Source organism: Saccharomonospora sp. NB11 (assembly GCF_015910535.1).
Taxonomy (GTDB): Bacteria; Actinomycetota; Actinomycetes; order Mycobacteriales; family Pseudonocardiaceae; genus Saccharomonospora.
The window spans coordinates 73,603-86,333 of sequence record NZ_JACBJG010000014.1 but is presented as its reverse complement, the minus strand read 5'-3'; the positions used below and the strand labels follow the sequence as shown (position 1 = coordinate 86,333).

The window sequence follows — 12,731 nt, the reverse complement described above, 5'->3', positions numbered from 1 at the left end:
GTCCACGATGACGGCCGGAGACGGCGAGAGGGGACGGTCGACGGCTTCTGTGGACAACTCGGGCCGATGTGGACGACCCCGGGCCCGTACGGACCCGGGGTCGTGGAAATGTCGGTGTGGCGTGCTAGTGCCGTCCGCCTCAGCCGAACGCCGTGCGCAACGTGTCGTCCCCGCCCACGACCGGCAGTGTCACGGTCGATCGGGTGACCTCCAGCCCGATCCTCGCGCCGGGCGACGGGCGCAACGTGAAGTCGTGGTCGCTGGACAGCAGGACGAACTCCAGCCGGTGTCCCTCGGCCAGGACGTAGTCCTGTGGTTGCAGGTCGAAGGACAACCAGTACGGCACTCCCGGCCGCAGTGCCTTCGTCCGCCACACCCCGTCGCGGTTCTGCGGATCGGCCCAGCCCCGGGTGATCACGTGGGCACTGCCGTCCGGAGCCCGGTCGACCAGCACGGCCGTCACGTTGGCCGCGGGCTGTCCGAACGTCGTGCGCAGGCGCACGGTGGGAGTTCCGCTCAACCGCACCGGTTCGCGTGCGGACTCGGTCGTGTAGGACAGCCGGTGCTCCGACGCGGGCGCGTCGACCAGCTCCTCGACCGTCTTGGTGGCGTCGTCGGTGAGCCACTCCGTGACGGGCTTCCCGTTCCGGCGGCCGACCCCGAGCTCACCGCGTTCACCGCCCCCGGGCTTCAGCCACAGCGTCGCATCGTCGGTCCCCGGAGCGGGCCAGTCGGCCTCCTGGGTCCACGAACCGTCCTCGCGCTGGATCGTCGCCCTCGGCTCCGTCTCCACCCCGTTGTCGACGTCGTAGAGGTAGTGACTGAACCAGCGGTTGAGCGTGGTCAGCCACTCCTCCTGTCGCAGCGAGTACGGGTCGGCGTGACCGGACTGGTGCAGCCAGATGCTGCGCTCGACGCCGTGCTCGGCCAACGCGTTCCACCACTCGACGACCTGGCTGACCGTGACGTTCCAGTCGGAGAGTCCGTGCACCGCCAGCACCGACGCCTCGATCTTGTGGACGTCGTCGAGATAGTTGCGCTCGTCCCAGAAGGCGTTGTAGTCGCCGGTGAGCCGGTCCTGCTCCCGGGCGAGCTGCTCGATCACGGGGCGGCAGATGTCCTGGTCCTCACGGGTGTAGACGTACTCGGCGAGCACGTCGGCGTCCTCGCCCTGGTACCCGCCGGGTGCCACGACGGCGCCGTTCTCGCGGTAGTAGTCGTACCAGTTGGAGATCGCGGCGATCGGGACGATCGTCTCCAGCCCCTCCACACCGGTCGTGGCGACGGCGTTGGGCAGCGTGCCGTTGTACGAGACGCCCATCATCGCCGTGCGCCCGGTGGTCCAGTCGGCGTTGACCTCGGCTCCGCCCGCGTCACGAGCCCGTGCGCGCCCGTTCAACCAGTCGATCACCGACGTCGCTCCGCGGGTCTCGTTCTCCCCACCCGTCGTGGGACATCCCGTGGAGCGGCCGGTGCCGAGCGATTCCGCGTACACGACGGCGAATCCGCGCGCCAGGAAGTAGTCCTGGTAGCGCCAGCTGATCTCGGCCGCCGGCTTGCCGGGGACGTACAGTTCGCGGTCGACGTCGTGGTTGGCGACGTCGTTGCCACCGGCGAAGTACGGACTCGCCTGGTACACCACGGGCACGCGGAGGCCCTGCTCGGTGGCGCGGGGACGGACCACTTCGACGTGGACCACGTCTCCGACCCCGTCGTGGTCGGAGTCCACTCCGGCCTCGACCCAGACGTCCTCCCTGACCACGTCGGCCGGGTCGAAGACCGGCTGAGCCTGCCCGTCGGTGAACACGGGCTGCTGCACACCTTCTGCCGAGGCGGGTATCGCCACGAGTGGCAGTGACACGGCAGCGGCGGCGACGAGACCCCACACACGTTCGACTTTCACGAAGCCCCCAGATCGGACGGCGGCGACCAAAGAATGGTGTCGACCATTACGGCGGCGTCCCCGGCTGTCAAGCGCGGACGGGCACGATCCGACGAACGGCGGACACTCGTCGTGGTCGACGACACGGCATCGTCACCCGTCACAGTGATTCCAAGCCCCGCCACGGCGAACTCCGACGAGCGTTCATCACCACTCGTGACGACTCCGGCGGCGGCTTGTCGCCGTCCTGGGGCGTCCCCTGCTGCTGGCACACTGGCGGTCATGGACGAGCTTGATCCGACCGTGGAGCACGACCCGTACCGCTGGCTCGAAGACGTCACCGGCGAGTCCGTGCTCGACTGGGTGCGAGGGCACAACGCCGCGACCGTCGACCGTTACGCCTCGGGCGAGCGCTTCGAGGCGGTGCGGGACGAACTGCGCGAGGTCCTCGACGCGGACACCCGCATCCCCTACGTGCGGCGCCGAGGCGAGCACCTCTACAACTTCTGGCGCGACGCCGAGCACCCGCGCGGCCTGTGGCGACGGACCACGCTCGACTCCTACCGCACATCCGACCCCGAGTGGGACGTCCTGCTGGACGTCGACGCGCTCGCCGAACGCGAGAACGAGAACTGGGTGTGGCAGGGCGCGACCGTGCTGCGTCCCGGTTTCCGACGCTGCCTGGTCGAGCTGTCGCGCGGTGGCGCGGACGCCACCGTGGTGCGGGAGTTCGACCTCGAACGCCGCGAGTTCGTCGAGGACGGCTTCGTCCTGCCGGAGGCGAAGAGCTCCGTGGCGTGGATCGACGAGGACCGCATCTTCGTCGGCACCGACTTCGGCGAAGACTCGCTCACGACGTCGGGCTACCCGCGGCTGGTCAAGGAGTGGAAGCGGGGCACCCCGCTCGAGGACGCCACCCTGGTGTTCGAAGGCGAGGCCGACGACGTGTCGGTGAGGGCGGTCCACGACCCAACGGAGGGCTGGGAGAGGGACGTCGTCCGCAGGGCGATCGACTTCTACCGTTCCGAGGTGCACCTGCGGACCGACTCGGGCCTCGTCCGGATCGACGTCCCCGACGACGCCGTCGCGACCCTGCACCGCGAGTGGCTGCTCGTGCGGACGCGGAGCCCGTGGACCGTGTCCACTTCGACCGGCCAGAACGTCCAGCACCCCGCCGGGGCGCTGCTCGGCATCGAACTGCAGCGGTTCCTCGACGGCGACCGGGACTTCACCGTCCTCTTCGAACCCGACGCGCACACCTCGCTCGACTACTACGCGTGGACCCGCCACCATTTGCTGCTGAGCACGCTCGTCGACGTCAAGACGCGGCTTCGCGTGCTCACGCCGACCGCGGACGGCTGGCGGGACGAACCGCTCACCGGTGTGGCCGAGGTCGGTGCGATCGATTTGGTGGCCACCGATCCGTACGACAGCGACGAGTTCTTCCTCGAAACCAGCGGGTACACCGAGCCGCCCTCCCTGTTGCGGGGAGAGGTCGGCGGGCCCCTCGACACGCTGAAGACCACCCCGGCCTTCTTCGACGCGGAATCGTTGGAGGTCACGCAACACTTCGCGACCTCCGACGACGGCACCCGCATCCCCTACTTCGTCGTCGGGCCGCGCGAGCGCACCGAGCCGTCGCCGACGCTGCTCACCGGTTACGGGGGCTTCGAGATCTCACTGACGCCGTCCTACAGCGGCGTGACCGGTCGGGGTTGGCTCGCCCGAGGCGGCACGTACGTGGTCGCCAACCTGCGAGGCGGCGGTGAGTACGGCCCCGACTGGCACAACCAGGTCGTGAAGACCAACCGCCTGCGGGTCTACGAGGACTTCGCCGCCGTGGCCAGGGACCTCGTGGCCCGCGGCATCACGACGCCGCAGCTCCTCGGCGTGCAGGGCGGCAGCAACGGCGGGCTGCTCACCGGAGTCATGCTCACGCGTTACCCCGAGTTGGTGGGCGCGGTGGTCAGCCAGGTGCCGCTACTCGACATGAGGCGCTACCACGAGCTGCTCGCGGGAGCGTCCTGGATGGCGGAGTACGGCGACCCGGACGTGCCGGAGGAATGGGCGTATCTGAAGCAGTACTCGCCCTACCACAACGTCCACAGTGACCGGACCTATCCGCCCACGCTGTTCGTCACGTCCACCCGCGACGATCGCGTGCATCCCGCACACGCTCGCAAGATGATGGCGAAGATGCACGCCGCCGGGCACGACGTCGCCTACTACGAGAACATCGAGGGCGGTCACGGCGCCGCGGCCGACAACGCCCAGCTCGCCTTCAAGTGGGCACTCGTGTTCGAGTTCCTGTGGCAGCGCCTCACTCGGGGAAGCGAGCGGCCAGGAAGTCCTGGAAGGTGATCGTTCCCTTGTCGCCGACGGGCGCCAGGTGGTGCCCGTCGCGATAGCCCTCGTAGATCGACCCGAACAACCGGATCGGCCGCACCGGGCGAGTCTGACCGGTCGCCGCCTGGAACTGTCGAACGAGATCGGGCCAGTTCTCGATCTCGGGGCCACCGAACTCCCGCACCCGTCCCGCCGGGGCGTGGGTCGCCAGGTCGGCCAGCCGCGCGCCCACCTCGGTGGCGGACACCGGCTGGAACCGGATGTTCGGGACGAGCACGAGCGGCAGCCGTGTCAGCAGCGCCGACAGTCGGACGATCAACTCGTGGAACTGGGTCGCCCGCAGAATCGTCCACGGCACGTCCCCGTTCTCCACGAGGCGTTCCGTGGCCGACTTGGCCCGGTAGTACGGCAGAGGAATACGGTCGGCGCCGACGATCGAGACGTACACCAGGTGCCCGCATCCGGCTGCGTGGGCGGCTGCCAGGACCCGCTCACCCAGCTCCGCCTCGCCGCCATGACGGCCGCTGACGTTGGTGGCGCAGTGCACCACCGCCTCGGCGCCGTCGAACGCGCGTCCGAGCCCGGCGGGGTCGCGGTAGTCGACCCGTACCGTGCGCACCCCCTCCCGTGTCGAGGACGACGACCGACTCGTCACCACGACGTCGTGACCGGCGGCCACGAGCGCACCCACGACCGCCCGGCCGAGAGTGCCGGTTCCTCCCGTGACAGCCACCGTGCTCACGAATCACCACTGTTGCACCGCGGGAAGGCCGACGCTCGTTCTCCGCGCACACGAAAGGGGGAGCCGACCCCGGCGGTCGACTCCCCCTCGTCGTGAACCGTCCGTCAGCTGCAGCCGGACGTGGCGCCGCAACCCTCGCACGCGTAGCACGAGCCGGCCGGACGCATCTTCGTGCCGCAGGTCATGCACAGCGGCGCGTCGGCCGCCTTGCCGAGCTGCAACTCGACCAACTCGGTGGTCGTCTGCGCCTCTCGCTTCGGGCGATCCGTCTTCGCCTCGTCGGAGGCCGACCGCTCACCCGCCTCGACGCTGCTGCGCAACGCGTCCAGGTCGACGTTCTCGGCAGCACCGTTGCCGTAGTCCGCCTCCACCTGGGCCGCCCGCTCGTCGGCGGTGAAGATGCCGAGCTGCGCCCGCTTCTCGTACGGCAGGTAGTCGAGCGCGAGCCTGCGGAACAGGTAGTCGAGCACACTCGTGGCGATCCGGATGTCCGGGTCGTCGGTCATGCCCGCGGGCTCGAACCGCAGGTTCTGGAACTTCTGCACGTAGAACTCGAGCGGGATGCCGTACTGCAGACCCACCGAGATCGACATGGAGAAGGCGTCCATCACGCCGGCCAGCGTCGAGCCCTGCTTGCCGAGCTTGACGAAGATCTCGCCGAGACCGTCGTCGGGGTAGGACCCGGCGTGCAGGTAGCCCTCGGCACCACCCACGGTGAAGGACACCGTCTGGCTCGGACGCTTCTTCGGCAGGCGCTTGCGCACCGGCCGGTACTCCACGACCTTCTCCTCGGCCTTCGGCGCGTCCTCGGCCTTGTCCTTCTTGGCCGTCGACAGCGGCTGACCCACCTTGCAGTTGTCGCGGTAGATCGCCAACGCCTTGAGACCGAGCTTCCAGCCCTGGAAGTAGATCTCCTCGACGTCCTCGACGGTGGCCGACTCGGGCATGTTCACCGTCTTGGAGATCGCCCCGGACAGGAACGGCTGCACGGCGGCCATCATCCGGACGTGACCCATCGGCGCGATCGAACGCTCACCGACCGCGCAGTCGAACACCTCGTAGTGCTCGGGGCGCAGTCCCGGAGCGTCGACCACGTGGCCGTGCTCGGCGATGTAGTCGACGATCGCCTCGACCTGCTCCTCCTGGTAGCCCAGGGAGCGCAGCGCCCGCGGCACCGCGTTGTTGACGATCTGCATGGAGCCGCCACCGACGAGCTTCTTGAACTTCACCAACGAGAAGTCCGGCTCGATGCCCGTGGTGTCGCAGTCCATCATGAAGCCGATGGTGCCGGTGGGCGCGAGCACGCTGGCCTGCGCGTTGCGCCAGCCGTTGCTCGTGCCGATCTCGATGCCGCGCTCCCACTCCTTGGTGGCCAACGCCCGGATCGCGGCGTCGTTGTGGTGGTACGTGCGCACGAGCTCGTTCGCGGCAGCGTGCTTGCGCATCACCCGCTGGTGCGGCTCGGCGTTGCGGGCGTAGCCCTCGTACGGGCCCACGACACCCGCCAGCTCCGCCGAACGCCGGTACGACACCGCGGTCATCAGCGAGGTGATCGACGCGGCGAGCGCCCGACCGCCCTCGGAGTCGTACGCATGCCCGGTGGCCATCAGCAGCGCGCCGAGGTTGGCGTAGCCGATCCCGAGCTGGCGGAACTTGCGGGTGGTCTCCGCGATCGGCTCGGTGGGGAAGTCCGCGAAGCAGATCGAGATGTCCATCGCCGTGATGACCAGCTCGACGGCCTTGGCGAACAGCTCGGCGTCGAACGTGCCGTCCTCGCGCAGGAACTTCAGCAGGTTCAGCGAGGCGAGGTTGCAGCTCGAGTTGTCGAGGTGCATGTACTCCGAGCACGGGTTCGAGGCGGTGATCCGCCCCGACTCAGGGCACGTGTGCCAGTCGTTGATGGTGTCGTCGTACTGCAGCCCCGGGTCGGCGCACTCCCACGCCGCCTGCGCCATCTTGCGGAACAAGCCCTTGGCGTCGACGCTCTCCAGCACCTCACCGGTGGTACGCGACCGCAGCCCGAACTTGCCGCCCGTCTCGACCGCCTGCATGAACTCGTCGGAGACGCGCACCGAATTGTTCGCGTTCTGGTACTGCACCGAGGAGATGTCGGCGCCGCCGAGGTCCATGTCGAAACCGGCGTCGCGGAGCACGCGGATCTTGTGCTCCTCCTTCGCCTTCGTCTCGATGAACTCCTCGACGTCGGGGTGGTCGACGTCCAGCACGACCATCTTCGCCGCACGACGCGTCGCGCCGCCCGACTTGATGGTGCCCGCCGAGGCGTCGGCACCACGCATGAACGACACCGGGCCCGACGCGGTACCACCGGAGGACAGCAACTCGCGCGAGGACCGGATGCGGGAGAGGTTCAGCCCCGCGCCCGAGCCGCCCTTGAAGATCAGGCCCTCTTCCCGGTACCAGTTCAGGATCGAGTCCATGTTGTCGTCGACCGAGAGAATGAAGCAGGCGCTGACCTGCTGCTTCGAACTCGTGCCGACGTTGAACCACACCGGCGAGTTGAAGCTGAAGACCTGGTGCAGCAGCATCCACGTCAGCTCGTGCTCGAAGATCTCGGCGTCGGCCGTACCCGCGAAATAGCCGTGCTCCAGCCCCGCCTTGACGTAGGTTTTCGCGACGCGGTCGATCAGTTGCTTGAGGCTGTTCTCCCGCTCCGGGCTCCCCACCGCGCCGCGGAAGTACTTGCTGGTGACGATGTTGGTCGCGTTCACCGACCAGAACTCGGGGAACTCCACGCCTCGCTGCTCGAAGTTCACCGTGCCGTCACGCCAGTTGGTCATGACGACGTCGCGACGCTCCCACCGCACCTCGTCGTAGGGGTGCACGCCCTCGGTGGTGTAGACCCGCTTGATGCGAAGGCCCTTGCGCGAACCCGAGCCACCACGCTTCTTGCTCGGCTTCGGCGAGGATTCCGCGCCGACCCCCACGGTTTCTGTCATGACTCCCACTCCCGCGTTGTCGAAACTTGTGGCGACGTGACTCGTCGCCCACGTCCTCACTCGCTGCGGTCCTGCTGGGCCGCCTCTTCGGCGATCGCCTCACGCAGGTTCTTGATCTCGGACTCGAAGTCCTCGATCGACGAGAAGGATCGGTAGACACTCGCGAACCTCAGGTACGCGACGGCATCGAGCTCACGCAGCGGGCCGAGGATGGCGAGACCCACCTCGTGACTCGGGATCTCCGCGACCCCGGTCGCCCTGATCGACTCCTCGACCTTCTGAGCCAGCTGCTTGAGAGCGTCGTCGTCGACCGGACGCCCCTGACACGCGCGGCGCACACCCCGGACCACTTTGTCGCGGCTGAACTGTTCGGTCACTCCCGACCGCTTGACGACGGCGAGCACCATCGTCTCCGACGTCGTGAACCGGCGACCACAGGCCGAGCACGACCGACGTCGTCGGATCGCCTGCCCCTCGTCCACCTCACGGGAATCGACGACCCTGGAGTCCGCGTGTCGACAGAACGGACACCGCACGGCCGAACACCTCCCGAAACAGTCCCACCGCAGCGGGAACGTCACCACAACCGCATCTCACGGCATACCGCGCGTGAGTGTCGCCCACGCCCCGAACGGACAACACCGATCGCGAGCGAGACCTCGATCCTACCCCAACCTGTAGACCAACTACAGCGATGTAACTACTAGATGTTGGGGTTGACGATAAGCCGACCCCCGAGGTGCCGCAACCGGACCCCCCTCACACCGACGGGCGTGAATCCGGCCTAGGATGCCATGCCTCGTTCGGAGATCGACGCCCACCGACACGGCCGCGCTCCACGCGCACCGACACCGCTCGCGAGCCCGACCGGACAGCCTACGGGCCGTACGGGACGACCTCACCGGAGCCTCCGTCGACACGATCCCCGGAGTCGAGTTCCACGCCCACGGCGAGCCCCGCCGCGACCACGGCGGCGGCGACCGTCACGGTCACCACGAGTTGCCACAGCCAGCCACCCCCACCGGAGCCGCCGCCGGGGACGGCACGAACGGCCCGCCCTCGCCGCAACCCCGGCGCGGCGCTCGGCCGCGACGGAGGACGCCGCGAATGCCGAACGCCCACCCCGACGGGCGGCCGTTGGGAAATCCGACGGACACGGGACCGCGGCGCCACCAGCACCATGCCAACCACCTCTTCATCGACGAGCGAACCTCGGACAGCGACACGTCCCCCGCGATCGAACACTCGTTCTATCGAACGCCCGTGCGAATGTGCACCACCAACGCGTGCGAAAATCGAGAGCATGCGGCGTGTAGGTCGAACAAATGTTTGAAATCCCCGACGAAGCGGACTAGCGTCGCAACCGGATGTGTACACGAGCGCCCACAACGGGCGACTCATGACTGGGAGGCAAATCGCGGTGGCACGCAAGACAACGGGCAACGACGTGAGCAGCGGTGAGGTTTCCGACCTTCCGCGCCCGGTCGAGAACCCGGACGAAAGCCTGACACCGCGCCAGCGGAAAGTCCTCGACGTCATTCGCACCTGGGTGGAGCGACACGGATATCCGCCGAGCGTCCGAGAAATCGGCGAGGCGGTCGGTCTCACCTCGACCTCGTCGGTTTCCCATCAACTGAAGGCATTGCAGCGCAAGGGATATCTCCGCCGCGATGCGAATCGGCCCCGGGCCGTCGGGGTGCTCGCGATCGACCGTGACGGCGGCGCCTCCCCCGCGGCGGGCACCGCGACAGCGGCGGCCGGTTCCGACTCGTCCGACGAGGCCACCACCCTCCCGCAACCCGCACTGGTCCCGCTCGTCGGACGCATCGCGGCGGGTGGCCCGGTGCTGGCCGAGGAGTCCATCGAGGACGTCTTCCCGTTGCCGAAGGACATCGTCGGCGAGGGCGAGGTCTTTCTCCTCAGCGTCACGGGCGATTCGATGATCGGCGCCGCGATCACCGACGGGGACTGGGTCGTGGTACGTCAACAACCGACCGCGGAGAACGGCGACATCGTCGCGGCGATGATCGACGGCGAAGCCACCGTGAAGACATTCAAGCGCCGGGACGACGGGCACGTGTGGCTGATGCCGCACAACGATGCCTACGACCCGATCCCCGGTGACGAGGCCACGATCCTCGGCAAGGTCGTCGCCGTTCTTCGTCGACTCTGAGCGACGCGGGGTCTCCGCGCACAGAATCGCCGCCCGTGAATTGCCGCGTCGTTTCGTGACGGCGATCGCGGGAGACGTCAGCGTCGACGGCGACGACTTCCCAAGACGACGAGTACCGCGGCGACGGCAATCGCCACGGCCGCCGCGGGCACGGGACTCAACCCGCTTTCCTCACCGCCGGTCGACTCCTCGGACGATCCCCGGTCCCCGCGGCCCTCGGTCCGCTCACCCGGGCGCACGAGTGACGCCGCGTCCGGCACGGCTCGAAGCGGCTCCCCGATTCCCTCCCCGGCCGACAACAACGTGCCGTCGGGAGTGAACGCGATGGCTTCCCCCTGCGGCTCGTTCGGCAGCGGCACCCGGACCGGCTCACGGGTGAACGCCTCCACGAGGTCCCCGTCGGTCACGGGATACAGGTAGGCGTCGGTGTACGTGCGGAGGGCGACCACGCTGCCGTCGGCCGACATCGCGGCACCGGTGACCAACATGCTGCTCACCGCCCCGACCTGCCCACCGGGCGTGCCGGTCGGCAGGAACGACACCGAGCCGACCTTCTCCATCGGGGTCGGTCCCGGGCTCGTCAGCTCCTTCGCAGGGCGGTAGACGTCGGAGGCACCGAACGCGCTCTTGGTGACGACGTACGGCGTCCCGGACGGGTCGAGCACGAGGGCCTCCGCGTCCTGGGGCCGATCCGGGTAGGTGAGCCGGTAGAGCGTCGCGGTGCCGTCTCGCGTCAACGCGTGCAACGCCACCGTCTCGCGAACGGCGCGGTTGTCGCCGATGTCGCCGAGCCACAGCGTCCCGTCCGGTGCGAGCGCGAGGTCCTCGACGTCGTACGGGTCGGTGGGCGCCGTCAGCACCTCACGCACCTGGCAGTCGTCGTCCAGGACGGCGACCTCCAGCCGCTCCCCGCCGTCGGGCACGGCGTAGACGTACTCGGAGTCGGCGGCCAGTCCGGAAAGCTCTTCCAGACGTGGGTCGTCGATGTGACAGAGCACCTCCGGAGCGGGCGGGGACGCGTCGGGCGACGCTCCCGCCCAGGCCGGAACGATCAGCGTGATCGCGAGCGCCGCCGCGGTAGCGGCCGAACCCAGTCGTCGTCCCACACCGCTACGGTAGCGTCACGCGCGCGAGCCGTCCGTGACGTAGGCGGACAAGGTGGAAGCCAGCTCCGGGCGCACCCTCGCCTTGAGCAGAGTGCCTTCCGGCCGGTGTTCCTCTCCGAGGACCTCGCCCTCCGCGTGCGCCCGGGCGACGAGTTCGCCGTGCGTGTACGGCACGAGCACCTCCACGACGGTGTCGGGGCGGGGCAACCGAGAGGCGATCTCGGCGACCAACGTGTCGATTCCCTGACCGCTGTGCGCCGACACCACGACGGCGTCGGGCAGCAGATTCCGCAGTCGCGCGAGTGTCACCTCGTCGGCGCGGTCGGCCTTGTTCACCACCACGAGTTCCGGCGGCAACGACTCCGACCGCTTCTCGGCGATCTCACCGAGCACCTCGCGCACGGCGGCGACCTGATCCTCGGGCGACGGTGCCGCACCATCGACGACGTGCACCAGCAAATCCGCGTCGGCGGCCTCGTCGAGCGTCGAGCGGAACGCGTCGACCAACTGGTGGGGCAGGTGCCGCACGAAGCCCACGGTGTCGGTCAGGGTGTACACGAGCCCGTCGGGCGTGGCCGCCCTGCGCGTAGTGGGGTCGAGCGTCGCGAACAACGCGTCCTCCACCAGCACACCGGCACCGGTGATGGCGTTCAGCAGGCTCGACTTGCCGGCGTTGGTGTAGCCGACGAGTGCCACGCTCGGCACCTGGTTGGCGACCCGACGGCCGCGTTTCGTGGCCCGGATCGTGTCCATCGCGGCGATGTCCTTGCGCAGCTTCGCGACGCGCTTGTTGATGCGGCGGCGGTCGGTTTCGAGCTTCGTCTCACCGGGACCACGTAGACCCACACCACCGTTGGCGCCACCGGCACGACCACCGGCCTGCCGCGACAGCGACTGGCCCCACCCACGCAGTCGCGGGATGAGGTACTGCAACTGGGCCAGTTCGACCTGCGCCTTGCCCTCCCGAGACCGCGCGTGCTGAGCGAAGATGTCGAGGATCAACGCGGTGCGGTCGATGACCTTGACCCGCAGCTTCTCCTCCAGGTTGCGAAGCTGCCCGGGTGACAGCTCGCCGTCGCAGATCACGGTGTCGGCGCCGGTCGCCAGGACGATGTCGGCGAGTTCGCGCACCTTGCCCGACCCGATGTAGGTGGACGGGTCCGGCCTCGTGCGACGCTGGACCAGGCCTTCGAGCACCTCCGACCCCGCGGTCTCGGCGAGCCGCGCGAGCTCGGCCAGAGACTCCTCGGACTGCGCCGCCGTGCCCTCGGTCCACACGCCGACGAGCACGACCCGTTCGAGCCGCAGCTTCCGGTACTCGACCTCGGTGACGTCGGACAGTTCGGTGGACAGGCCCGCGACCCGGCGCAGCGAGGCGCGGTCGGAGAGTTCGAGTTCGCCTTGCGACAGTTCCATGTCGTCGTCGGCGGCCTCGACGGCACCGTGAGAAGTCTCGTGTGTCAGTTCTGTCATCGTCTCCCTATCGTCCCACGGTTCGTGGGAAAGTCGAGCCGTTTACCTGCTC

General features: G+C 68.7%; 9 protein-coding genes. 2 read left to right on the top strand and 7 right to left on the bottom strand.

Going from position 1 to position 12,731, the window contains the following annotated elements; translation table 11 throughout:
• Nucleotides 1-139: 139 nt before the first annotated feature.
• The gene (locus JAV51_RS18620; protein WP_307845927.1) at nucleotides 140-1,903 is read right to left on the bottom strand and encodes a Xaa-Pro dipeptidyl-peptidase; all 1,764 of its coding nucleotides are present in this window, start codon (nucleotides 1,901-1,903) and stop codon (nucleotides 140-142) included.
• A gap of 261 nt (nucleotides 1,904-2,164) precedes the next feature.
• On the opposite strand from JAV51_RS18620, the gene JAV51_RS18615 reads away from it, so the two are divergent.
• Complete coding sequence (locus JAV51_RS18615) at nucleotides 2,165-4,243, top strand: prolyl oligopeptidase family protein (protein ID WP_197322030.1); 2,079 nt, start codon at nucleotides 2,165-2,167, stop codon at nucleotides 4,241-4,243.
• Here the strand turns inward: JAV51_RS18615 and JAV51_RS18610 are convergent.
• The 4 genes from JAV51_RS18610 to JAV51_RS18595 all read right to left on the bottom strand — a co-directional run bounded on the left by JAV51_RS18610 (nucleotide 4,203) and on the right by JAV51_RS18595 (nucleotide 9,109).
• Nucleotides 4,203-4,970 carry an SDR family oxidoreductase gene (locus JAV51_RS18610; RefSeq protein ID WP_197322029.1) on the bottom strand — a complete coding sequence of 256 codons (768 nt, stop codon included), beginning with the start codon at nucleotides 4,968-4,970 and terminating at the stop codon, nucleotides 4,203-4,205. The genes JAV51_RS18615 and JAV51_RS18610 overlap by 41 nt on opposite strands.
• Nucleotides 4,971-5,074: 104 nt before the next feature.
• On the bottom strand, nucleotides 5,075-7,927 hold the full coding sequence (locus JAV51_RS18605) for a vitamin B12-dependent ribonucleotide reductase (RefSeq protein ID WP_197322028.1): 2,853 nt from the start codon (nucleotides 7,925-7,927) through the stop codon (nucleotides 5,075-5,077).
• A gap of 56 nt (nucleotides 7,928-7,983) precedes the next feature.
• Nucleotides 7,984-8,463, bottom strand: coding sequence for a transcriptional regulator NrdR (gene nrdR / locus JAV51_RS18600; protein WP_197322027.1), 480 nt, complete (start codon nucleotides 8,461-8,463; stop codon nucleotides 7,984-7,986).
• A 340-nt stretch (nucleotides 8,464-8,803) separates the two neighbouring features.
• Nucleotides 8,804-9,109: a hypothetical protein gene (locus JAV51_RS18595; RefSeq protein WP_197322026.1), complete on the bottom strand. Its 306-nt coding sequence runs from the start codon at nucleotides 9,107-9,109 to the stop codon at nucleotides 8,804-8,806.
• 238 nt (nucleotides 9,110-9,347) lie between these two features.
• On the opposite strand from JAV51_RS18595, the gene lexA reads away from it, so the two are divergent.
• Nucleotides 9,348-10,100: a transcriptional repressor LexA gene (gene lexA, locus JAV51_RS18590; RefSeq protein WP_307845926.1), complete on the top strand. Its 753-nt coding sequence runs from the start codon at nucleotides 9,348-9,350 to the stop codon at nucleotides 10,098-10,100.
• 77 nt (nucleotides 10,101-10,177) lie between these two features.
• Here lexA and JAV51_RS18585 read toward each other — a convergent pair whose 3' ends face one another.
• Nucleotides 10,178-11,206: a hypothetical protein gene (locus JAV51_RS18585; protein ID WP_197322025.1), complete on the bottom strand. Its 1,029-nt coding sequence runs from the start codon at nucleotides 11,204-11,206 to the stop codon at nucleotides 10,178-10,180.
• Nucleotides 11,207-11,221: 15 nt separating this feature from the next.
• Nucleotides 11,222-12,679, bottom strand: a complete 1,458-nt coding sequence (gene hflX, locus JAV51_RS18580; RefSeq protein ID WP_197322024.1) for a GTPase HflX — start codon at nucleotides 12,677-12,679, stop codon at nucleotides 11,222-11,224.
• Nucleotides 12,680-12,731: the final 52 nt, after the last annotated feature.

Coding starts and splice junctions, on each gene's coding strand:
- JAV51_RS18615 (WP_197322030.1), top strand. CDS start 2,165: ATGGACGAGCTTGATCCGACCGTGGAGCACGACCCGTACCGCTGGCTC.
- JAV51_RS18605 (WP_197322028.1), bottom strand. CDS start 7,927: ATGACAGAAACCGTGGGGGTCGGCGCGGAATCCTCGCCGAAGCCGAGC.
- JAV51_RS18595 (WP_197322026.1), bottom strand. CDS start 9,109: ATGGTGCTGGTGGCGCCGCGGTCCCGTGTCCGTCGGATTTCCCAACGG.
- hflX (WP_197322024.1), bottom strand. CDS start 12,679: ATGACAGAACTGACACACGAGACTTCTCACGGTGCCGTCGAGGCCGCC.